Here is a 22,624-nt window from a genome sequence, read left to right on the forward strand (position 1 = left end):
CCGCAACCTTTACGGGCGGCAAACGAGCGGTCAAACGCCGCCGCGTGACCGAGCCCTTCCTGCTGTTCGACGATGCCCGGCCCGGTGGCACCCTGGCGCGCCTGTACCAGGGGCCGCGGCGGATCATTGCCGCCCGGCAGATGGACGAGGTGCAGCCCTGCCTCGCCGAGTTGCAGGCGGCAGTGCGCGGCGGAGCGCATGCGGCGGGGTTCCTGGCGTACGAGGCTGGATATGCGCTTGACCCAACGCTGGCGGCGGCAGCGCGCCAGGGTGACGGGCCGCTGCTGTGGTTCGGGCTCTTCGATGGGTTCGAGCAGGGCTCGGGATTGGCTTGGTTGCCCGACCCGGACGGCGCGTTCGCGGCTCCGCCCACGCCCCGCCTTGCGCCCGGCGATTATCTCGCCGCGGCGGCGCGGGTGCGCGAGCATCTGTTCGCCGGCGACTTCTACCAGGCTAATCTCACCTTCGGTTGCGACGTCGCGGTCGCCGGCGACCCCTTCGCTCTCTACGCCCGGCTGCGCTCGGCCAGCCGCGCCGGATGGGGGGGAGTCGTGCGGCATGGTGGCGGCTGGCTGTTGTCGCTCAGCCCCGAGCAGTTCTTCACCCTGCGCTCGGGGCTGATCGAAGCCCGCCCGATGAAGGGCACGGCGCCGCTGTCCGCCCCGCCGGAAGCACTGAGCGAGGACGAGAAGAGCCGGGCCGAGAACTTGATGATCGTCGACCTGCTGCGCAACGACCTGGCGCGGGTCGCGGAGCCGGGCAGCGTCGCAGTGCCGGAGCTGTTCGCGGTCGAGACCTATCCGACGCTGCGCCAGATGGTCAGCCGGGTGACCGCACGACTTCGGCCCGGCCTCGATGCGGTGGACGTGCTGCGCACCATCTTCCCCTGCGGCTCCGTCACTGGTGCGCCCAAGATCGCGGCCATGCTGGCCCTGCGCGAGCTCGAGCCGGAGCCGCGCGGCGCCTACACCGGCGCCATGGGTTGGATCGAACCCGGCGGCGACGCGGCGTTCAACGTGCTCATCCGGACGCTGGCCATCGAGGACGATCGCACGATCGCGCGGCTCGGGCTCGGCTCGGGGCTTGTGGTCGACTCGCGGGCAGGCGATGAGTGGGCCGAGTGCCTCGCCAAGGGAGCTTTCGTGATCGCCGCCCAGCCCGGGATCGACCTCATCGAGACCATGCGGTTCGACCCGCACGAGGGCATCGTCGAGCTTGACCGGCACCTCCGCCGGCTGGGCGAGGCTGCAGGCGCACTGAGCTTCCAGTTCGACCGGCACGCTGCCCGCAACGAGCTGCAGGCCGCGACCTTTCGGCGGACCACCGCCGGGATCGTCCGGCTGCTCTTGGCGCCGACCGGCGTCATGGCGGTCGAGGTGCGGCGCCTCGAGCCCGCCGCTGATCTGCCAGTGCGGGTCAGCCTTTGCTCGTTACCGGTAGCGCCGAGCGATTTCCGGCTGCGGTTCAAGACCACCGACCGAGGCTTCTACGACCGTGCGCGGGCCGAAGGCGGCGCGTTCGAGACGCTGTTCGTGGATGGCGACGGCTGCCTGACCGAAGGCACGTTCAGCAACATCTTCGTCGAGCGCGGCGACAAGTTGCTTACTCCGCCGCTCGGCCGCGGGCTGCTGCCGGGCGTGCTGCGCGCGAAGTTGATCGACGAGGGCCGGGCGGAGGAGATGGACCTCCGGCCGGAAGACCTCGGCGATGGATTCTACGTCGGCAACATGGTGCGCGGACTGCTGCCGGCGCGGCTCGCCTAGGCTGCCAGCGGAAAGCGCAGCAGGCGGTCGGCGACGGGCACCAGCGCGGCGGCGCGATCGCCGACCATTTTCATGATCTGCGGGTGGTGCGCGTCCAGCCCGCCCGTCAGCGCGCCGAACGCCGGCAGGATCAGCTTGGTCGGGCTCGCCACGAAACAGCGCCGGGCAACATTCTTGCCGCGCACCTGCAGCCGCAGCTTGGGGTGCCAGTGGCCGGACAGCTCGGGGCGCAGGTCATCGGGCTGCGCTTCGTGCCGCAAGACCAGGCCGTGCACCTCCGCTTCCTCGACCAGCCGACCGCCGCAATGGTCGGCGAAGCCCGGGTCGTGGTTGCCGAGGATCCACACCCAGTCGAGCCGCGCGGTCAGCGCCAGCAGCAGCGCTCGGGCTGCTTCGGGCAGGCGGTCGCAGCCGAACTTGTCGTGGAAACTGTCGCCCAGGCAGTAGAGCCGCTCCGCGCCCGTGCGCTCGACCAGCTCGGTCAACGCCGTCAGCGTCGCCTGACTATCGTAGGGCGGCAGGAACTGGCCGCGCTTGGCGAACCAGCTTGCTTTCTCAAGGTGCAGGTCGGCGACCAGCAGCGCGCGTTCGGCTGCCCACCACAGGGCGCCCTGGGGCTCGGCAAGGAAGTCGAGACCGGCGAACGAAAGCGGAACCATTGGCCTGGCCCTTGGCGCGAAACGCGAGCTATTCCAAGTGGCTGACGCAATGTTCCCGCAGACTGCGCGCATCGTGCAACGCATTGTGCGGCACCGCGCTGTTCCGCGCGGTCGAAAAGCCGGGCAGGCGGATCAGGCGGAAGCTCAAGGCGGGCACCGGCACGATTTCGGCAGGCGCAGGGGTCAGCAGTCGGCAGAACAGCGCGATGTCGTCCGGCCAGTCGGCCCAGACCTCGACCTCGCGCAGCCCAGCCAGCCAGCTCGAAAGCAAGTTGGCCGCCGCCGTCCGGCCCATCGGCTCGTGCTTGTGCGCCTCAGGCACGGTCCACAGGTACGGCGCCACGTGGCGCTCGACCCAGTCCGTGAACGGGCGCTGGTGTTCCAGCACGAGGTACAGTTCCTCGCCGCCGTCCTCCGGCACCAGCGCCAAGCTGATCAGCTCGCCGCCGAACCCGTCATACTCGCAGTCGAGGAAGTAGCGCATGGCCCCGCTTAACGCGGGTATGCCGCCGTGCAATCGTCCGTCGGCAGCGGGCGCCCCTTGCGGCAGCGTTCGGCCGCCGCCCGGGCTTCACGCCCGCGCCGCTCCTCTTCCTTGCGCAGCTCGCGCCCGCGCTTCTCGTCAGCCTCGGACTGGCTGGTGGTGACCGCGTCGACCCCGGCGGACACCGCCTTCACCGGCAGGGTGACCACATCCACGGCGGTGCTCGCGATGGTGCCGACGACGCAGCCGGTGAGGGCGGGGGCGAGGAGGAGAACTGGCAGGAAGCGCATGGGCTTCTGCTCGACTGCGGCACCTTTCGCTCCGCTGAACATCAGTCCTCGCGCATCGCTTCGGCAGCCAGCGCTTCCGCCTCGATCAGCAGCGCCTCGTCGGCCTCGCCGCCAGCCGGCAGCGCCTCGCGGCCGACGATCACCATCAGCGGCACCGCCATCGGCGTCACCCGCGTGGCCGGCACATGCACCATCTCGCCCGCCGCCCGTTCGACCAGCCGCGCCAGCCGCCCAAGCTCCGTCATGCGCGCCCGGGCATCCTCCCACGCCGCCTTCATCAGCAGGTGGTCGGGCTCATACTTCCTGAGCACGTCGTAGATGAGGTCGGTCGAAAAGCTGACCTGCTTGCCGGTCTTGCGCTGGCCCGGATGCTGCCGATCGACCAGCCCGCCAATCACCGCAACCTCGCGGAACGCCCGCTTCAGCAGCATCGACTGCTCGACCCACTCGACGAACTCGCCCTCTAGGATGTCGGGCGACAGCAAAGGAGCAGGGTCGTCGATTGGCTCCAGCCCGTAGACGGCGATGGCGTAGTCGTTGGCGACGAAGCCCAATGGCTTCAGCCCCGCCTTCTCCATCCGCTTGGTGATCAGCATGCCGAGCGACTGGTGCGCGTTCCACCCTTCGAAGCTGTACATCACCATGTAGTGGCGTTTTTCGAACGGAAAGGTCTCGACCAGCAGCTCGTCGGGCTCGGGCAGGCGCGAGCGGCGCTGCTGCATCTCCAGCCACTCGCGGACGTCGTCGGGAAAGCGGTGCCACTCGGCCGGGGTCGCCAGGAAGGCCCGGACGCGGTCCGCCAAGTGCGTGGTCATACTCATCCGCTGCCCACCGTACGTGACCAGCCGCGCCTCCTTTGCCGACGCACGAACGATGATGTCGCTGTCCTTGAAGCGCTCCACCTCCAAGCTCAGGCCGGCGAAGAAGATGTGGTCGCCGACCGTCAGCGTGCTGGCATAGCCCTCCTCGACCCGGCCGAGCATGCGGCCATTCTTGAAGCGCACGTCCAGCATCGGATTGTCGACGATGATGCCCGCATTCATCCGGTGCTGGCGGGCGACATCCGGCTTAGTGATGCGCCAGTGGCCGGGCGAGTCCTCCACCAGCCGGCGGAACTTGTCATAGGCCTTCAGCGCATAGCCGCCGGTGGCGATATACTGGAGCACGCGGTCGTATACGTCGTCCTGCAGCCCGGCGTAGGGCGCGGCGGAGCGGATCTCGGCCAGTAGCTCGCCCTGCTTGAACGGTGCGGCGCACGCGCAAGCCAAGATGTGCTGGGCGAGCGTATCCAGCGTGCCGGGGCGGAAGACCTCGGGATCCAGCTCCCGCGCATCGATCGCGTCCAGCGCAGCCCGCGCCTCCAGATATTCGAAGCGGTTGCCCGGGACGATCGTGCCCTGGCTGGGCTCGTCCAGCCGGTGGTTGGCGCGGCCGATCCGCTGCAGCAGCCGGCTCGATCCCTTTGGCGCGCCCATCTGGATGACCAACTCAACGTCGCCCCAGTCGATGCCGAGGTCCAGCGACGAGGTGCAGACCAGCGCCCGCAGCCGCCCGTCGGCCATCGCCGCCTCCACCTTGCGCCGCGCCTCGAGCGCGAGGCTGCCGTGATGGACCCCGATCGGCAGCGACTGGTCGTTAGTCTTCCACAGGTCCTGGAAAATCAGCTCGGCTAGGCTGCGGGTATTGCAGAACACCAGGGTCGTCTTGTGCCGCTCGATCAGCTCCATCACCTGCTTGGCGGCATAGCGGCCCGAGTGGCCCGACCAAGGCACTCGCCCGTCCGGCACCAGGATCGACAGGTCCGGCTCCGCGCCCGGATCGCCGATGACCAGGTCAACCAATTCCTCGTTGGCGTCCGGCGCGAGCCAGCCGCGATAAGCGTCGGGGTCGCTGACCGTCGCCGACAGGCCGACCCGCCGCATGGTCGGCGCGATGCGCTGCAGCCGGGCCAAGCTCAGCGCCAGCAGGTCGCCGCGCTTGTCGCGGGCGAAGGCGTGGATCTCGTCAATGACCACGGTCTGCAGGTTGGCGAACAGCAGGAAACTGTCGGGATAACTCAGCAGCAGGCTCAGGCTCTCGGGCGTCGTGAGCAGGATGTGCGGCGGCCGCGCCCGCTGCCGCGCCTTGCGGTCGGACGGGGTGTCGCCGCTGCGAGTCTCGACTCGGATCGGCAGTCCCATCTCGCCGATCGGCCCAAGCAGATTGCGCTGGACGTCGACGCCCAAGGCCTTGAGCGGCGAGATGTACAGCGTGTGCAGCCCGTCGAAGCCGGGCTCCTCGGCGAGATCGCACAGGCTCGGCAGGAAGCCGGCCAGCGTCTTGCCTGCGCCGGTCGCGGCCACCAGCAGCGCGTGCCGCCCGGCCCGCGCCCGTGTGAGCATGTCGAGCTGGTGCCGCCGCGGTGCCCAACCCTTGGCCGCGAACCAGTCCGCGACGACGGCGGGAAGGTCAGCGCCGATCAGAGGCCGCTGCCGGGATCCCGCTCGTGGATCCGCTGCTCTTCCTCATAGACCTTGCGCGCGCCGGCGTTGCTGGTCGGATCGTTCATCTCCTGCTCGCGCGGTTTCTTCTTCAGGCTGAAGTAGAGCAGCAGCGCGCCGAGGATCATGGCGCCGATGAAGATCAGGTTCCAGTAGTTGATGTCGTTGCCGTCGGACATGGCGGAAGCTCCTCGCGAGGACGTTACGGGGCGGAACCGTCCGCCATTCCCTTCCGTATAAGCCCGCATGCCCCGCCTGGGTTCCTGGATCGAGCCTCATCCCGAAGGCATCTACGTGCCTCCCGCCGACGCGTGGGTCGATCCGTCGCAGCCAAAGGCACGCGCGCTGGTCACCCACGGCCATGCCGACCACGCCCGCGGCGGCCACGCCCAGGTGTGGGCCACGCCGGAAACGCTCAGCATCATGGGCGTGCGCTACGGCGACCAGAACGGCTGCCCGGTCGACTATGGCCAGAGCGTCACGGTCGGCGAGGTGGAGGTCAGCTTTGTGCCCGCCGGCCATGTGCTCGGCTCGGCGCAGATCATCCTCGACTACGCCGGCGAGCGGGTGGTGGTGTCCGGCGACTACAAGCGCCGCGAGGACCCGACCTGCGAGCCGTTCCTGCCGGTGAAGTGCGACATCTTCGTCACTGAGGCGACGTTCGGGCTGCCGGTGTTCCACCATCCTGATGTCGGCGGCGAGATCGACCGGCTGCTCGCGCGACTAGCTGACAATCCGGACCGCTGCGTGCTGGTCGGCGCCTACGCGCTGGGCAAGGCGCAGCGGGTGATCACCGAGGCCCGGCGGCGCGGGCACCACCAGCCGATCTACGTCCATGGTGCGCTGGAGCGGCTCAACACGCTCTATCAGGATTGGGGCGTGGACCTGGGCGAGCTGCGCCCGGCGACCGGCGCCAAGAAGGCGGAGATGGAGGGGCATATCGTCATGTGCCCGCCCGGCGCGCTCAACGACCGCTGGTCGCGGCGCCTGCCGGATCCAATCACCGCCATGGCGTCCGGCTGGATGCGCATCCGCCAGCGCGCGCGGCAGAAGAATGTCGAACTGCCGCTGATCGTCTCCGACCACGCCGACTGGGACGAGCTCACCGCCACCATCCTGGAGATCAAGCCCAAAGAGGTGTGGATCACGCACGGCCGCGAGGATGCGCTGATGCACTGGTGCATGCTCCAGCAGATCAAGGCGCGGGAGCTGAACCTCGTCGGATACGAGGACGACGAGGACGAGTAGCGCCCCAGCCGCGCCAGTCCGTGCCGCCGCTCGCGCTGCCGCTTCGTTCTACCTATCCCCAAGGAGAGCAACCATGAGCGGCAGCAAGCACGACAAGGGCGAAAGCCCGTTCACCGACGATCTCGAGCGCAACCCCAGCATCGGCCAGTCCGGCGGCTCCTTCGCCACCGGCGAGGACCCGACGACCCTGGAAGGTGACAACACCAGCGAGGGCGATGTGGAAAACGACGCGGACCCACGGACCGGCGCGGTCAACGAGGATCAGCTCGGGCGCACCAACGCCTGAGAGCCCGCCACCGTGGTCTCGATCCAGCGCAGGAGGTCGCCGTCGAGCGACTCCCGGCACTGGTCGAGGCCATGGAGGCATTCGGGGTACAAGATCAGCTGCTTGGGCTGGTCAGCGATGGCATAGAGCTGGCGCGAGCAGCGGTCGGGCAGCACCTCGTCCTCCTCGCCGTGGACGAACAGCACGGGTCGCGGGGCGAGGCCGTTCAGGTCCTCGACACCAGCCGACTGGCTGCTCAGGGCGGCGACACCGATCACCTGCTCGGCCGCGATCTTGGCCGCATTTAGCACCACCGCGCCGCCGAAGCTGTGCCCGACCAGCACCACGCGGGTGCGCTCCTGGCCAGCTAGCCAGGCGACACCAACCAGCACGTCCAGCATGCATTCGATCAGGTCGCCGGGCTTGCGATAGGCCATTTCCAGGCTGGCGATGTCGCGCTCGAGCAACTGGTTGGCCAGGCGCGGATAGAGGCCGCCGGCCGGGCCGCCGAGCCCGCCGCCGGAGCCAAACACCCAGATGACTGCGGCGTCACCGTCGCCGGCCTCGTACCAGCGGGCGCGGATCGGGCCCTTGTCCGTCTGCAGGAACAGGTCGTCGGCCTCGCCCGACGCAAGTTCCTCGACGCCCATCAATGTAATACTACTCATCACCCTCCAACGGGTGAGAGCCGCGAGGGTTCGGCCCGCTTGCGCGTTTCCGTCAGGCTGTGCCCACCGGGCGGCCTACCGCCGCGCCCGCTTGCCGGCGCGGACCTGCTGCTGCTTGCCGAAGCGGGTCTTGCGGGTACCCGGCTTGCCCTCCGTTGAGTGACCCACGCGGGGGGCGGCGCTTTGCGGATGGGGGATGCCGAGATCGTCCTCCTCCAGGCGGCGGATCTCGTCGCGCAGCCGGCCGGCCTCCTCGAACTCCAGATCGGCCGCCGCCTTGCGCATTCGGCTCTCTAGATCCGAGATGTACGCCCGGAGGTTGTGACCGACCAGGTGCGGCCGCTCGTCATCGCCGGTGTCCACCACCACGCCATCGCGGGTGGTCACGTGGGCGATGATGTCGCTGATGTTGCGCTTGACGCTTTCCGGCGTGATCCCGTGCTCGGCGTTATACGCCATCTGCCGCTCGCGCCGCCGCCCGGTTTCCGCCAGCGCCCGCTCCATCGATCCGGTAACGCTGTCGGCGTAGAGGATCACCCGGCCTTCGACGTTGCGCGCGGCGCGCCCGATGGTCTGGATCAGCGACGTTTCGGAGCGCAGGAAGCCTTCCTTGTCTGCGTCCAAGATCGCGACCAGTCCACATTCGGGGATGTCGAGGCCTTCGCGCAGCAGGTTGATGCCGACCAGCACATCGTAGACGCCGAGCCGGAGATCGCGGATCAGCTCGATGCGCTCCAGCGTCTCGACGTCCGAGTGCATGTAGCGGACCTTGAGACCGGCCTCATGCAGATATTCGGTCAGGTCCTCGGCCATCCGCTTGGTCAGGGTGGTGACCAGCGTGCGATAGCCTTTTCGGGCCGTGATCTTGGCCTCGTTGATCAGGTCGTCGACCTGGTCCTCGATCGGCTTGATCTCGACGGGCGGGTCGATCAGCCCGGTCGGGCGGATTACCTGCTCGCTGAACACGCCGCCGGTCTCGTTCAGCTCCCACGGGCCCGGCGTGGCCGATACGAACGTGGTCTGCGGGCGCATCGCGTCCCATTCGTTGAACCGCAGCGGACGGTTGTCGATGCAGCTCGGCAGGCGGAACCCGTGCTCCGCGAGCGTGATCTTCCGCCGGTGGTCGCCGCGCGCCATGGCGCCGATCTGCGGCACCGTCTGGTGGCTCTCGTCCACGAACAGCAGCGCGTTGTCGGGCAGGTACTCAAAGAGGGTCGGCGGCGGGTCTCCGGGCAGGCGGCCGGTCAGGAAGCGGGAATAGTTCTCGATGCCCGCGCAGCTCCCGGTGGCGGCGATCATCTCCAGGTCGAAGTTGGTCCGCTGCTCCAGCCGCTGCGCTTCCAGAAAGCGATTTTCCGCGTTCAGCTCCTTCAGCCGCTCTTCCAGCTCGTGCCGGATCGCGCCCATCGCCTGCTTCAGCGTCGGCCCGGGCGTGACATAGTGCGAATTGGCGTACACCTTGACGCTCGCCAGGCTGGCGATCTTCTTGCCGGTCAGCGGATCGAACTCGACGATGTCCTCGATCTCGTCGCCGAAGAAGCTAACTCGCCAGGCGGTGTCCTCATAGTGCGACGGGAAGATCTCCAGGCTGTCGCCGCGCACCCGGAAATTGCCGCGGGCGAAGGCCTGGTCGTTGCGCTTGTACTGCAGCGCGACCAGCTTGCGGATGATCTCCCGCTGGTCCTCCTGCGCACCCTTCTTCATGGTGAAGACCATCGCCGAATAGGTCTCGACCGAGCCGATGCCGTACAGGCAGCTGACCGAGGCGACGATGATCACGTCGTCGCGCTCCAGCAGCGACCGGGTCGCCGAGTGGCGCATCCGGTCGATCGCCTCGTTCACCGAGCTTTCCTTCTCGATGTAGGTGTCCGTGCGCGGCACATAGGCTTCCGGCTGGTAGTAATCGTAGTAGCTGACGAAATACTCGACGGCATTGTCGGGGAAGAAGCTCTTGAACTCGCCGTAGAGCTGCGCGGCGAGGATCTTGTTGGGCGCCAGGATCAGCGCCGGGCGCTGCGTTTCCTGGATGATCTGCGCCATGGTGAAGGTCTTGCCCGAGCCGGTAACCCCCAGCAGCACCTGGTTCTTCTCACCCTCATCGCGGATGCCGGACACGAGCTCGCGGATCGCAGTCGGCTGGTCGCCGGCTGGCTGGTAGTCGCTCTTGAGCAGAAATTGCTTGCCGCCCTCCGCCTTCTCCGGCCGCTGCGGACGATGGGGAACGAACTCCTCGCTCGTTTCCGGCTCGGCAAGGGAAGTGCGAATTTGGATGTTCATGGACATGAATATGGGTGCGGCGACGGCGGGCCGCAATCGAACGGCGCTGGCGCGGTGGGCGACGCGCCCCTAGGCTCCGCGCGTGCCAGCGCCGATCGCAACCAGCAGGGCGGACCAGGAGCGCCGACACGGCCTGGACTCGCTGCGCTTCCTGGCGATCCTGGCGGTCCTGTTCGACCACTTCGTCCAGCTGCCCGCAGTCCAACCAGGGTACGTCAGCACCCGCTTCTTCCTGTTGCTGAGTGGCTTTCTGATCACCCGCACGCTGCTGCGCTACGAAGGCCCCGAGCCGGGACGCAACCGCCACCTGCTTCGCAGCTTCTACGGCCGGCGCGCGCTCCGGATCTGGCCGCTCTACTACCTCATTCTATTGGGCGTGCTGGCCGCGGGTCTGCTACCGCTGCGGCAATTCGTGGTGCATGCGGCCTTCCTCACGAACATTGTGCAGGCATGGACGAACAACTGGGACCTGCCCTGGTACCTGACCCATGTCTGGACCCTGTGCGTCCAAGAGCAATTTTACCTGCTGTGGCCCGCCGTCATGCTGCCGCTCGGTCAACGGTCGCGCCAGTGGTTCCTTGTCGCACTGATTGGCGCGGCCGTGCTGTTCCGTCTACTCCTGTGGCAGCTCGGGATGTCCGATCAGGTGGCGTTCTACACGGCGCCCTTCGCCTCGGCCGACGCGCTCGCCGCGGGATCGCTGCTCGCCATCGTGCATGGTGCCGCAGCCGCACGGTTGGACCGGCCGGCGGCCACGATCGTGGCCCTGTTCGGCGGTTGCCTGCTGCTCCATTTCGTCGGTCGAGCGGCGGCCTCCACCGTGCTCCTGCCGACGCTGTGGCTGGCTCCGCTGGGCTTTCTTACCCTGGCTGTATTCGATGGCAGGCTGGGCTCCGCCGGCGCGTGGCTTGAATGGCCGCCGCTGGCGTTCCTGGGGCGGATCAGCCTGGGCATCTACCTTCTGCACCTGCCGCTCTGGCTGCTGTTCTTCAAGCTGGCCCCGGACTGGCTGCAGCGGCTGGTGCCGGCGCCATCCTGGGCAGCCTTCCTGCTGCTCGCGCCGGCTACGATCGCCACCGCGGCCGTTTCCTGGTGGCTGTTCGAACAGCCGCTGCAGCGCTTTCGGCGGTACCTGCCTTATCCGGCGCGGGCCGTCGGTCCAGGGTCAGGGCCGGCCCAGGCTCAGCGTGAAGGCACCCGTGACGTTCTTCGACCGGCTGTTGGCGAAGATCAGGTACCGGCCAGCGCCGGCAACGGTCACCACCAGCCGTAAGTCGCTGCTGTCGGCTTCGTTCCCCACCAGCTAGCTGTCGGACTGCTTGGACTCGATCGTCACCACGCCCGCACCGCTGCAAAGATCAAACCGGACTATTCACCGCTGACGGCTTGCAAACTGCTGTCCGGTGAACACCTTGGTTCATTGACGCCATGCCGCCGATTGCTGCCGATCCACCATCCTGTTGGCTGTGCCGCCGCCCGCTCGGCCGACGCGTCGAGTACCACCACCCCGTGCCCAAGAGCCGCGGCGGGCGCGAAACGCGGCCGGTGCACCCGATCTGCCATCGCACGGTGCACGCCACCTTCACCAACAAGCAGCTGGCGGCGCTGGGCGACGATACGACGGCGCTCGGCGCGCATCCGGACTTCGGCCGCTTTCTCGCATGGATCGCATCCAAGCATCCCGACTTTCACGCGCCGACCCGCCGTCACCGGGACTGATTGCGTCCGCCGCGCCGCGCGGTAAGCTGCCGCTTACCAAGGGGAGGACATGAACATGCGGGTGGTAGTGTGTGCAGGGGCGGCCCTGCTGCTGGCGGCGTGCGGCTCGGACGAGCCGGCGCAGAACACGGCGGCGGCCGCTCCGGCCAAGTTGGCGGCGGGCCAATATGAGGTGCAGATGACCGTCACCAGCTTCCGCTCGACTGACGGCAAGACACCTTTGGTCAAGGCCAAGCAGGGTGACGTGATCACCGGTTCCGGCTGCGTCGGCGCCGACGGCACGCCCGCACCCGAACTGTTCGCCGCCAAAGGCGACGTCTGCACGGTGCAGAACCCCTACATCCGCAACGGCCGCATGAACCTGACACTGGACTGCACCCGCAAAGGCGCGCCGGGCCGGATCATGGAGGAGGTCAACGGAAGCTTCACCGCCGATGGCCTGACGGGCACCGCCAGCACCACCAGCTTCATCGACGGCCCAGGCGACTACGAGCTCAAGGCCGACGTCAAAGGCCGGCGCGTCGGCGAGTGCACTGCGGCAGCGCCGAAGGCTGCCTAACGAGCGTCGCCGCCGGCCGGAGGTTTCCGGCAGGCGGCGACACCTCAATTTACCGCGCGGCGGTCTTGGTCTCGGCTTCCGGCATCAGCGAGCTGTGCAGGTGATCGATGCGCCACTGGCCGCCGTCCAGGCGATAGATGAAGGAGTAGCGTCCGCGCACCTGACTGGTGGCGTGGGTGGAGGGGTCCGTCAGCGTCCACGTCCAGGTGCCAACGCGCTCGGCCGAGTGGCAGTCGCTGCGTACGATGGTGGTGTCCACGTGCACGGACGGGGCCTTTGCGAGGAAGTGGACGAAATACTCGCGGATGGTCGCCGGCGTGGTGCGCGGCGTGTTGGACAGGGTTGGAAGCAGCACCGCGTCGGCTGCGAACAAGGCCGTGACCGCATCCGGGTTGCGGGTGGCGAGCGCGGCTATGAAGCGGCCCAGCTGCCCCTCCACCTCGGCCGTCGAAGGCTGCGCACACTGGATAGCGGGCGACCTTGCCAGCGCCGGGCTGGCGGCGGAGGTCAGGGCGGCAAAGGCGAAAACGGCATGTCTCATCGGCGATCCCTTTCGTGAACGAACGACGGGACGCGCCGCGGCTCCTCGGGCCGGCGCCTCCCCCCTCCAGCCATTGTAGAAGGAAGAGGCGCCGCCCGGTCAGGACAACGGCCGTTCGGGCACTACCGGCCAGCCCGGCTCTTCCTCGCCGCGGGTCTTCCACAGCGAGTAGAGCACGCCGCCCGCGATCAGGCCGAAGGTAACGCCCAGGCTTAGCACCGGTGGGAACTTACCGCCGGCGAGCAGGAAGTCGGACACGAAGATCTTCGCGCCGATGAACACCAGCACCAGCGCCAACGCATACTTCAGGTAGTGGAAGCGGTGCACCATGGCCGAGAGCGCGAAGTAGAGCGCGCGCAGGCCCAGGATCGCCATGATGTTTGACGTATAGACCACGAACGTGTCGGTTGTGATGGCGAAGATCGCCGGCACCGAATCCACCGCAAACACCAGGTCGGCCAGGTTCACCACCACCAGCGCCAGGAACAGCGGGGTCGCTGCCCACACCAGCCGCGCGCTCTTCGCGTCCGGTACCCTCACGAAGAAATGCTGGTCGTGCAGATCGGGCGTCACCCGCAGGTGCCGGCTGATCCAGCGCACGGCCGGGTTGCCCTGGATGTCCATCGGCTTGTCGCCGGCGAACAACATCTTGATGCCGGTGACCACCAGGAACGCGGCAAAGATGTACAGCACCCAGTGCCATTGCTGCACCACCGCCGCGCCGAACCCGATCATCAGCCCGCGCAACAGGATCACGGCGATGATGCCCCACAGCAGGGCGCGGTACTGGTACATGCGGGGGATAGCGAAGGTGGTGAAGATAAGTCCGATCACGAACACGTTGTCGATCGACAGGGCCTTTTCGATAAAGAAGCCGGTGTAATATTTGATTCCCAGGTCGGCGCCGCGCGCGGCCCACACCCAGGCGCCGAACGCCAGCGCGATACCGATGTAGAAGGCGCTGAGCTTCAGGCTCTCGCCGATGCCCATTTCGCGATCTTCCTTGTGAAGGATGCCGAGGTCGAAGGCGGTCAGCGCAACCACAAGCGCGATGAAAGCCAGCCAGAACCAGGCGGGCGTGCCGAGCCAGTCGGCGAACAGGAACTCCATGGGTCAGGTCCTCTCGTGACGCGGGCGTCAGGCGGGAGCGTGCTTGCGCGCGAGCCGGTGCATGAGGTCCTTGACCCTGAGTTTCAGCTTCTTGAGCCGGGTTAGCCGGACGTCGTCGGGCCGGCGCCGACGCTGCTCCTCGCGCAGGGCGTGGTCGATCCGGCTGTGCGCCTCGATTAGGCGGTACATTCTGGGGTGCACGGGTAAGAACTCCTCTTCCAAGCAAATGCTGGCAATCGGAGAACCGGTGGGAGTGGGGGCGCGCAAATCGCCGGGCCATGCACATCGGTTCGTCCGATGCGGTCCGACATCACGCGCTTCGCTTCAGAAGCTGGGCGCGCCAGAGGGGCCCGGTCCGCCCCCTTTGAATAGGACCGGATTGCTCCGGGTTCAAGCGCCCACGGTCGCATACGGCCACATGCCCGTGTCGGGCCGCCCCCTGGCCGGCTGCGGAGGAGCAGGACTTCCGGTGCGCGCTGCGGCCGTTGGTTTAAGGCAGCGGTGCCTCGATCCGGCAGCGCACCCCATCCGGCGCATAGTCAAGGTTGACTGTTCCGCCGAGGTCCGCCGCCAGCGCGCGGTTGATCAACCGCGTGCCGAAGCCGCTGCGCGTCGGCGGAGCCACCAGTGGTCCGCCCGCCTCGGTCCACTCCAGCATCAGCCGGCCGTCCTCGGTCGCCCAGCGCACGGCGATCGTGCCCTCCGGCACGCTCAACGAGCCATATTTCGACGCGTTGGTCGCCAGTTCGTGCATGGTCAGCGTGAGGCTGACCGCGGTCTGCGGCGGTACCCGCGCCGGCGGCCCCTTGATGGTGCAGCGCGCATCGGAGCAGAAGGGCCGGAGCGCCCCTTCGACCACGTCGCCGATCGATGCCGCTTCCCAGTTCTCACGCGTCAGCAGGTTGTGCGCCGCCGCGAGCGCCTGCAGCCGCCCTTCGAATGCCCGGATCGACTGCTCGGGAGGGCTGCCCGCGCGGAAGGTCTGGTGGGTCAGGCTTTGCACGATGGCCAGCGTGTTCTTCACCCGGTGGTTGAGTTCGCCGACCAGCAGCCGCTGGTGGTTCTCCCACTTCTTGCGCTCCGTGTTGTCGCGGGCGACGAGGTGGACGCCTACCGGCTGGCCGTCGCCGTCATAGGTCAGTCCGCTGTTGATCTCGACGCTCAGTGGCTCGCCCGACCGGCCGCGCACCAGCACCTCGTACCGGGTGGTGCCGCCCTCCTGCAGCTTGCGCCGCAGCATGCTGTCGCTGATGCTTTGGGAGTCAGCCAGCACGAAGTCGGAGGTTTTGCGGCCGATGAGATCGGACACCTCCAGCCCCAGCGCCGCTGCGGCCGCCGGGTTGGCGCTGGTGATGGTGCGGTCCAGCGTGGATGTGACGATCAGGTCGCTGGTCTGTTCGAAGATGCGGCGGAAGCGTTCCTCCGTTGCGCTGGCCAGCGCCTCCGCCCCGGCCCGCGCCACTTCGGCCCAGATCCGCTCGGCCACGTCCGACAGCAGCATGGAGTCCGAGCGCGACCAGGCCCGCGGTTCCTTGGCATGGACGTACAGCACGCCGACCATCCGCCCGTCCTTGACCAGGGAGGTGGTCAGCGCCGAGCGGACGTCGATCGCGGCAAAGGCGGCGCGCACGTCCGGACCGTCCATGCGCGGGTCGGCCTCTGTGTCCTCCACCACCAGCGGCTCGCCGCTGCGCAGCCCCACCCACACCGGCTTGCCGAAGGCGGCGAGGTCATGCGTGCCGTCGCGCGGCGATACCCCGTTCACCCAGGTCTCGGCCGTGGTGAACCAGCGTTCGGTCTCGTCCACCTCGCCATAGCCGACCCGGTTGGCGCCGAGCCGTTCGCCCAGCATGCGCTGCGCGGTGCGGATGATAGCGCGCGGATCGGCCAAGCCGCGCAGCGCGTCGCTGAGCCGCAGAAGAAAATCCTGCCGCTGTTCCAGCTGGACCCGGTCGGTGACCTCAAGGCCTTCGTTGAGGATGCCCAGCACCTTGCCGTCCGCGCCCATGATCGGCGTGAAGCTGTAGTTCCACCAGGTCTCGCGCTGACGGCCCTGGCGCTCCATCATGAGCAGCTGGTTAAGGGCGGAAAACCCAACGCCGCTGGCCATCACCCGATGAAGCTGCGGCCCGACCACGTCCCAGATTTCGGGCCACACCTCCGCACCCGGCTTACCCAGCGCCCACGGGTGGCGCTCGGCCGGGATCGGCGCCCAAGCGTCGTTGTAGAGCAGCTTCAGCCGAGGCCCCCAGTAGATGGCCATCGGCACGCTGGATTGGAGGCAGATGGAGAGCGCGACCTGCAACTCCACCGGCCAGCCGGCGGGCGGACCGAGCACGGTCGCAGACCAGTCGTGAGCCCGCATCCGCGCACCCATCTCGCCGTCGCCCTGAAGGAAGTACGGCGCCTCGCCGACCGGTTCTGCCACGCTTACTCTGCTCCGCGGCCCCTCCGAGCCCGGGGCAGGTCATCATGCTGTTGACGGAACGACTTACCGGAGGCACGGCTGAATACAAGGTGGGCAGAGGACCACCGCGCGCAGCAACGCCGAGGCGAAGCGATTGCCGAGCAACCGGACGAGCTGTCATGCCGCCATCGTCTTCCGCGCGAGCCCTGCCCAGTTTTGGACCTCAGCAGACCCGCTTGGAAATCCGTCACGAGAGCTAGCCCGGTGAGGTCAGTCCTGTCCGCCTCGCCGCCTTGCGGCTTGCCCGCAGGCCGCCAGCTTCCCCGGCTTTGAAGCCAAGGGGCCGGGCGCTGCTCGCCCGGGCCCTTGCCCTCGCCCGCTTCAGCGCGGTTGCGCGACCTCGACTGGGAAGCCGAGCTTGTCGAGTTGCGGGCGGACCTTGGCGGCGTCGCCGACGACGACCCAGACGAACGCATTCGGATCGATCGCGCCCTTCAAGGAAGCGTCCAGGCCGCTGGTGGTAAGGCCGCGGTACTTGGCGGGCAGGGTCTCGTAGTAGTTGTCCGGGCGGCCGTAGAGCGAGTTGCTGATCAGGGCCCCCAGCACCGCCTGGCTGGTCTCGAACCGGCCGGGGAGGGCGTCGACGTTGTTGCTGACGAGGCGGGTGAGTTCCTCGCCCGTGACGCCCTTGGTGGTGAGCAGGTCCTTCAGCTGCTGGTTGAGCGCGGCGATCGACTCGCCGGTGCGGTCGGCCTGCACCGGCGCGTTGATGAAGTAGGGCGCGGCGTTCTGGTTCAGCTGAAAGTTGGAGCGGACGCCGTAGGACCAGCCGCGGGTCTCACGCAGATCGGTGTTGATGCGCGACAGGAAGTTGCCGCCGAACACCTCGCTGGCGCTCGACACCGACACGATGTCGCCGCGCGGATCGACCGGGGTAAGCTGGCCCCCGAGGATCACAGACTGGGGCGAACCCGGCCGGTCGACCAGCACGATGCGCGGCGCCGCAGGACGGACCGGCAGGGCGGCGAACTGCTTGGTGCCCTTGGGCACCGCGGGCGCCCGCCAGCTGCCGAACCGCTGTTCGAGCTGCGGGACGAGGTCGCGCAGCGGCAGGTTGGAAACGACGAACACCTCCATATTGTCCGGCCGCAGCCAGCGCTGCTGGAAGGCGACCAGGTCGTCGCGGGTCAGCGCCTTGACCGCGTTCGGATCGCCCGCGCCGACCGCCGCATAAGGGTGGTTGGCGCCGTACAACAAGCCGGGAAGGATGCGGCTGGCGATCTGATTGGGATCCTTCTGCGCCTGGGCAATGCCGGTCAGGGCCTGCGTGCGGACCCGCTCCACCTCCGCCGGGGCGAAGGTCGGCTGCTCGATCACCGTCTCCAAGAGGTCGAGGGAGGGCGCCAGATTGGCGCTGAGAGCGGACAGGTAGACGGTGCTGCGGTCCGGGGACTCGCCGACCGAGATCTCGGCCCCGAGTTCCTCCTTACGTTCGGCGATTTGCTGCGAGGTGAGGCCACCGGCGCCCTCATCGAGCAGGCTCAAGGTCATGCCCTGGAGGCCGCGGCGGTTAGCGGGATCGGCCGCGCTGCCGGCGTCGAACGAGAGTGCCATTTGCGTGATCGGCACGGCGGTGCGCTGGGCGTAGGTGATGCGGACACCGTTGGTGAGCTGCGCCCTTTCCACGGTCGGGAAGTCGAGGCTGGCGAGCTGTCCCACCTTCGGAACCTCGCGCTTAGTCGAGGGCGGGGGCGTGCCGGCCTTTTCAGCCGTTCCTGCTGGGCGGACCGCAGCCTCCTGGTAAGGCGGGCGCTCACCGGGCTCGAGCCGGATCTTGAGCGGCGGGCGGGTCAGCCAGCGCGCGAACGAGGTGTGGACCTTAGCCGGAGTGACGGAGGCGAGCTCGTTGAGCTCCTGCTTGTAGAAGTTGCTGTTGCCGGCATAGACCTGCCCCTCGGCCAGTGCGACCGCCTTGCCGCCAAAGCCGCCGACCTGCTCCAGCCCGCGGATCTCGCTGGCGACAGCCTGGGTCGCAGCCCGGCGCAGCTCCTCGGAGGTCGGGCCGGTGCGGATGAAGTCGGCCATCAGCTCATCGAGGCGCTTTTCGACCACGGCCGGGTCGACGCCCGGCTTGACCGTCGCCTGGACGGAGAACAAGCCGACCCGCTGGAACGTCTGGTTACCGGCGGAAACGGCAACGGCCAGCTTCTCGTTGCGGACCAGCGCGTTGTCGAGGCGCGAGGACGCGAGGCCGCCCAGTACCGAGCCGCCGAGGTCGAGGATGGTGGACTGCTTGTCGAGCAGGCCCGGCACAGGCCAGAAGCGCATGATCTGGGTGGCGGCGACGCGATCCTTCATGACGATGGTCGGGCGCGCCGCTGCGACGGGCACGGCGGCCTTCGCAGGAACGTTCACCGGACCGCGCTTGATCGACCCGAAATACTTCTCGACCAGCGGGCGCGCTTCGGTGGCGCTGATGTCACCGGCGAGCACGAGCACGGCGTTGTTGGGACCGTAATTGTCGCGGAACCAAGCCTGCACGTCGGCGAGGCTTGCGGCGTCGAGGTCGGCCATCGAGCCGATGGTGCTGTGGTGATACGGGTGGCCGGCCGGGAAGAGGTTGCCGAGCACTTCGTAGAAGACCAGGCCGCCGGGGCGGTTGTCGCCCTGCCGCTTCTCATTCTGGACGACGCCGCGCTGGTTATCGAGCTTCTCCTGCGTCAGCGCGCCGAGCAGGTAGCCCATGCGGTCGCTCTCCATGAACAGCACCTTGTCCAGCGCTCCGCGTGGCGCCGTCTGGAAGTAATTGGTGCGGTCGAAGCTGGTGGTGCCGTTGTAGTCGGTGGCGCCGACCTGCTGGAGATAGGTGAAGAAGTCGCCGGGCAAATTCTCCGAGCCGTTGAACATCAAATGCTCGAACAGGTGGGCGTAGCCGGTCTTGCCGCGGGGCTCGTCCTTGGAGCCGACATTGTACCAGGTGCTGACCGCGACCACGGGCGCCTTGCGGTCCTCGTGGACGACGACGGTCAGGCCGTTGGCGAGCTTGAACACGGTATTCGGGATGGAAACCTGGCGCACCAGCGAGGCGAGCGGGGCCGGGCGGACGTCCGTTGCGGCGGGCGCGGCGCCGGTCTGGGCGCTGGCGGTCTGGGTGGCGAACGACGGAACGGCGGCGGCAAGCGCGGACGCGCCCGCGAGCAGAAGGGCGAGTCGGGGCAGGGACGTCATGTGGATGGAAGCTCCAGGGCAGGTCAGTTGGCCCCGGATGCTAGGTCGACTGCGCCCGGGCGCAACTGCTTTCGATCAACTGGCAACGGGTTTCGACGGGCGGCGGCACGGTTGCCGCCGCCCGTCAGCGTTCGTTAGCGAGCGACCGGCGCCGCGGCCGAGGCATTGGCCGGCAATCCGCCCAACTGGCCGACCAGCTTCTTGTAGGCGTCGAGATAGGCGAGCACGATGATCTGCCCGATCTCGGTGTTCTGGTAGCCGGTGCCGCCAACGGCGCCGAATCCGCCCCACCAGCCGGCGCCGACGCCGCCAGCGAAGCTCAAGTCGCGCTTGCGGAAATAGCCGTCCACGGCGACTTCCTCGGTGGTGCGGGCGTTCACCACCGACAAGGTGACGTTGGCCTCCCCCTTCTTGACGTTGATGCCGCCGGCCATGCCGCCGATCACCCGGCCGGCGCCGCCGAACAGGCCGCCGATCGCGCCGCCGAGCCCCGCGCCGACCCCGCCACCGCCGGAGTTGGCGTTGGTCGAGACGATGTTCGGCTCCAGGAAGTAGTCGGCGGCCTTGACCTGGCCCTTCCCAAGATTGCTGCCGCGCTGGAGTTCGCCCTGGTCGGCCATGGCGCGCTCCATCGCCCGGCTCTGCATGGAGCGGCCGCGATTGACGAGCGTGAAGCAGCCCGACTGCTGCACGAACACGCGGATGATGGCCTCTGGGCTGCCGAGGTTCAGTTCACGCCACCACTGGTTCTCCGGCTCGACGATGGCGAGCACGCCGATCGGGCGGGCGCAGTGCGGAATCTCGGCCATGCCCTGCTGCTGGTCGCGGCGGCCGGACGACGGCGCGGTCTGGCGCTGAGCGAAGGCGGGCGAAGAAAGAAGAACGGCGGCAGCGGCGGCCGCAAAGGTCAGCTTACGCAAGTTGATAACCCCCTGATGGTGCATGACGACGCGGCTCCTCCCCTCCCAGGGACCGCATGGGTCGTTCCATAGCAGAAATGGTCGCGGAAAACAGCCGTGCATGACAGGATAGCGGCGACCTGCTAGCGGGCGCGGCCACATGACCGACCTTTCCCGCATCCGCAATTTCTCGATTATCGCTCATATCGACCACGGCAAGTCCACCCTTGCCGACCGCCTGATCCTGCGCTGCGGCGGGCTTAGCGAGCGAGAGATGACGCACGGGCAGGTGCTCGACAATATGGAGATCGAGCAGGAGCGCGGGATCACCATCAAGGCGCAGACCGTGCGGCTGCAGTATGCCGCGCGGGATGGCGAAACCTATACGCTGAACCTGATGGACACGCCGGGGCACGTCGACTTCGCCTATGAAGTCAGCCGCAGCCTCGCCGCCTGCGAGGGCGCGTTGCTGGTCGTCGACGCGGCGCAGGGCGTTGAGGCGCAGACGCTGGCCAACGTCTACCAGTCGATCGAGCACGACCATGAGATCGTGCCGGTGATCAACAAGATCGACCTGCCGGCCGCCGAGCCGGAGAAAGTGAAGGCCGAGATCGAGGAAGTGATCGGCCTGGACGCCAGCCAGGCGGTGCTGGCCAGCGCCAAGGCCGGCATCGGCATCGACGAGGTGCTGGAGGCGATCGTCACCCGCATTCCGCCGCCTAAGGGCGATGCGGATGCGCCGCTCAAAGCGATGCTGGTCGACTCATGGTACGACCCCTATCTCGGCGTCGTGATCTTGGTCCGGGTCATCGATGGCACGCTCAGGAAGGGCGCGCAGGTCAAGTTCATGGCCGCGGGGACCCAGCACCTGATCGACCGGGTCGGCTGCTTCCGCCCCAAGATCGAGCAACTGGGGGAGCTCGGCCCGGGCGAGATCGGCTTCATCACGGCGCAGATCAAGGAAGTCGCGCAAACCCGCGTCGGCGACACGATCACGGACGCGAGGCGGCCCGCCGCCGAGGCGCTACCCGGCTTCAAGGAAGTCCAGCCGGTGGTCTTCTGCGGCCTGTTTCCGACGGACGCCGCCGACTTCGAGAAGCTTCGTGAGAGCCTCGGCAAGCTGCGCCTCAACGACGCCAGCTTTTCGTTCGAGACAGAGTCCTCGGCTGCGCTCGGCTTCGGCTTTCGCTGTGGCTTCCTCGGCCTGCTGCACCTGGAGATCATCCAGGAGCGGCTGATGCGCGAGTATGATCTCGACCTCATCACCACCGCGCCGAGCGTCGTCTATACGATGCACCTCAGCCATTCGAAGAACGAGGACGCGCAGACCATCGAGCTGCACAACCCGGCCGACATGCCCGATCCCAACCGGATCGAGAGTATCGAGGAGCCGTGGATCGAGGCGACCATCTATGTCCCCGACGAGTATCTCGGGCCGATCCTCAAGCTGTGCCAGGACCGCCGCGGCATCCAGAAGAACCTCACGTACGTCGGCGGCCGCGCGCAGCTGACCTACGAGCTGCCGCTCAACGAGGTGGTGTTCGACTTCTACGATCGGTTGAAGAGCATGTCGAAGGGCTACGCCAGCTTCGACTATCACCAGATCGGCACCCGCGAGGGCGACCTCGTCAAGATGAGCATCCTGGTCAACGAGGAGCCGGTCGACGCGCTCAGCATGATTGTCCACCGCGGGACCGCCGAAGCGCGCGGCCGCGGGATGGTGGAGCGCCTGAAGGAGCTCATCCCCAGGCACCTGTTCAAGATCCCGATCCAGGCCGCGATCGGCGGCAAGGTGATCGCCCGCGAGACGATCAGCGCCATGCGCAAGGACGTCACTGCCAAGTGCTACGGCGGCGACGCGACCCGCAAGCGCAAGCTGCTCGAGAAGCAGAAGAAGGGCAAAGCCAAGATGCGCGAGTACGGGTCGGTGTCGATCCCGCAGGAAGCGTTCATCGCCGCGCTGAGGATGGGGGAGGAATAAGCGCCCGAGCCTAAGGGAGCGCTTGCGCAGCAAGCGGGAGCTTGGG

Annotated in this window: 20 protein-coding genes; 7 read left to right on the forward strand and 13 right to left on the reverse strand. The window is 67.8% G+C overall.

Annotated elements, in window-relative coordinates; translation table 11 throughout:
- Positions 1-44 precede the first annotated feature (44 nt).
- Positions 45-1,763, forward strand: coding sequence for a chorismate-binding protein (locus OMW55_RS09335; RefSeq protein ID WP_264882637.1), 1,719 nt, complete (start codon positions 45-47; stop codon positions 1,761-1,763).
- Here OMW55_RS09335 and pdeM read toward each other — a convergent pair.
- Genes pdeM through OMW55_RS09360 form a run of 5 tightly spaced genes read right to left on the reverse strand, consistent with a single transcriptional unit; the run spans position 1,760 to position 5,855 of the window.
- The gene (gene pdeM, locus OMW55_RS09340; protein ID WP_264882638.1) at positions 1,760-2,422 is read right to left on the reverse strand and encodes a ligase-associated DNA damage response endonuclease PdeM; all 663 of its coding nucleotides are present in this window, start codon (positions 2,420-2,422) and stop codon (positions 1,760-1,762) included. The two genes, OMW55_RS09335 and pdeM, sit on opposite strands and share 4 nt — an antisense overlap.
- Before the next feature lie 28 nt (positions 2,423-2,450).
- Positions 2,451-2,906, reverse strand: a complete 456-nt coding sequence (locus OMW55_RS09345) for a hypothetical protein (RefSeq protein ID WP_264882639.1) — start codon at positions 2,904-2,906, stop codon at positions 2,451-2,453.
- A gap of 8 nt (positions 2,907-2,914) precedes the next feature.
- On the reverse strand, positions 2,915-3,196 hold the full coding sequence (locus OMW55_RS09350) for a hypothetical protein (protein WP_264882641.1): 282 nt from the start codon (positions 3,194-3,196) through the stop codon (positions 2,915-2,917).
- Between the two features lie 41 nt (positions 3,197-3,237).
- Positions 3,238-5,655, reverse strand: a complete 2,418-nt coding sequence (locus tag OMW55_RS09355) for a ligase-associated DNA damage response DEXH box helicase (protein ID WP_264883975.1) — start codon at positions 5,653-5,655, stop codon at positions 3,238-3,240.
- Positions 5,655-5,855: an LPXTG cell wall anchor domain-containing protein gene (locus OMW55_RS09360; protein WP_264882643.1), complete on the reverse strand. Its 201-nt coding sequence runs from the start codon at positions 5,853-5,855 to the stop codon at positions 5,655-5,657. Before OMW55_RS09360 ends, OMW55_RS09355 begins: the two co-directional genes overlap by 1 nt.
- Before the next feature lie 67 nt (positions 5,856-5,922).
- Between OMW55_RS09360 and OMW55_RS09365 the strand changes: the two genes are divergently transcribed.
- Complete coding sequence (locus OMW55_RS09365; protein WP_264882645.1) at positions 5,923-6,924, forward strand: ligase-associated DNA damage response exonuclease; 1,002 nt, start codon at positions 5,923-5,925, stop codon at positions 6,922-6,924.
- Positions 6,925-6,997: 73 nt separating this feature from the next.
- Complete coding sequence (locus OMW55_RS09370; RefSeq protein ID WP_264882646.1) at positions 6,998-7,210, forward strand: hypothetical protein; 213 nt, start codon at positions 6,998-7,000, stop codon at positions 7,208-7,210.
- On the opposite strand, the gene OMW55_RS09375 is transcribed toward OMW55_RS09370, so the two are convergent.
- Together OMW55_RS09375 and uvrB are read right to left on the reverse strand one after the other, a co-directional pair.
- Entirely contained in the window at positions 7,186-7,857 is a 672-nt protein-coding gene (locus OMW55_RS09375; RefSeq protein WP_264882648.1) for an alpha/beta hydrolase, read from the reverse strand. The genes OMW55_RS09370 and OMW55_RS09375 overlap by 25 nt on opposite strands.
- Before the next feature lie 75 nt (positions 7,858-7,932).
- Positions 7,933-10,134 carry an excinuclease ABC subunit UvrB gene (gene uvrB / locus OMW55_RS09380; protein ID WP_264882649.1) on the reverse strand — a complete coding sequence of 734 codons (2,202 nt, stop codon included), beginning with the start codon at positions 10,132-10,134 and terminating at the stop codon, positions 7,933-7,935.
- An 82-nt stretch (positions 10,135-10,216) separates the two neighbouring features.
- On the opposite strand from uvrB, the gene OMW55_RS09385 reads away from it, so the two are divergent.
- From OMW55_RS09385 to OMW55_RS09395, 3 genes are all read left to right on the forward strand, one after another.
- Complete coding sequence (locus tag OMW55_RS09385) at positions 10,217-11,407, forward strand: acyltransferase family protein (RefSeq protein ID WP_264882651.1); 1,191 nt, start codon at positions 10,217-10,219, stop codon at positions 11,405-11,407.
- A 155-nt stretch (positions 11,408-11,562) separates the two neighbouring features.
- Positions 11,563-11,853 (forward strand): HNH endonuclease, encoded by a 291-nt coding sequence (locus OMW55_RS09390; protein WP_264882653.1) that lies wholly within the window; start codon positions 11,563-11,565, stop codon positions 11,851-11,853.
- 49 nt (positions 11,854-11,902) lie between these two features.
- A complete protein-coding gene (locus OMW55_RS09395) occupies positions 11,903-12,412 on the forward strand; it encodes a DUF3617 domain-containing protein (protein ID WP_264882655.1) in 510 nt (169 codons plus the stop codon).
- Between the two features lie 49 nt (positions 12,413-12,461).
- Here OMW55_RS09395 and OMW55_RS09400 read toward each other — a convergent pair whose 3' ends face one another.
- The 6 genes from OMW55_RS09400 to OMW55_RS09425 form a co-directional block, all read right to left on the reverse strand.
- Positions 12,462-12,953 carry an SgcJ/EcaC family oxidoreductase gene (locus tag OMW55_RS09400; RefSeq protein WP_264882656.1) on the reverse strand — a complete coding sequence of 164 codons (492 nt, stop codon included), beginning with the start codon at positions 12,951-12,953 and terminating at the stop codon, positions 12,462-12,464.
- Between the two features lie 99 nt (positions 12,954-13,052).
- On the reverse strand, positions 13,053-14,063 hold the full coding sequence (locus OMW55_RS09405) for a TerC family protein (protein ID WP_264882658.1): 1,011 nt from the start codon (positions 14,061-14,063) through the stop codon (positions 13,053-13,055).
- Positions 14,064-14,090: 27 nt separating this feature from the next.
- On the reverse strand, positions 14,091-14,264 hold the full coding sequence (locus OMW55_RS09410) for a YdcH family protein (protein ID WP_264882659.1): 174 nt from the start codon (positions 14,262-14,264) through the stop codon (positions 14,091-14,093).
- A 289-nt stretch (positions 14,265-14,553) separates the two neighbouring features.
- Positions 14,554-16,491 (reverse strand): PAS domain-containing sensor histidine kinase, encoded by a 1,938-nt coding sequence (locus tag OMW55_RS09415; RefSeq protein ID WP_264882660.1) that lies wholly within the window; start codon positions 16,489-16,491, stop codon positions 14,554-14,556.
- 360 nt (positions 16,492-16,851) lie between these two features.
- Positions 16,852-19,698, reverse strand: a complete 2,847-nt coding sequence (locus OMW55_RS09420) for a M16 family metallopeptidase (RefSeq protein WP_264882661.1) — start codon at positions 19,696-19,698, stop codon at positions 16,852-16,854.
- A 134-nt stretch (positions 19,699-19,832) separates the two neighbouring features.
- On the reverse strand, positions 19,833-20,642 hold the full coding sequence (locus OMW55_RS09425; RefSeq protein ID WP_407822134.1) for a CsgG/HfaB family protein: 810 nt from the start codon (positions 20,640-20,642) through the stop codon (positions 19,833-19,835).
- Positions 20,643-20,757: 115 nt separating this feature from the next.
- Between OMW55_RS09425 and lepA the strand changes: the two genes are divergently transcribed.
- Entirely contained in the window at positions 20,758-22,578 is a 1,821-nt protein-coding gene (gene lepA, locus OMW55_RS09430; RefSeq protein WP_264882664.1) for a translation elongation factor 4, read from the forward strand.
- Positions 22,579-22,624: the final 46 nt, after the last annotated feature.

The organism is Sphingomonas arvum (assembly GCF_026013565.1).
Taxonomy (GTDB): domain Bacteria; phylum Pseudomonadota; class Alphaproteobacteria; order Sphingomonadales; family Sphingomonadaceae; genus Sphingomicrobium; species Sphingomicrobium arvum.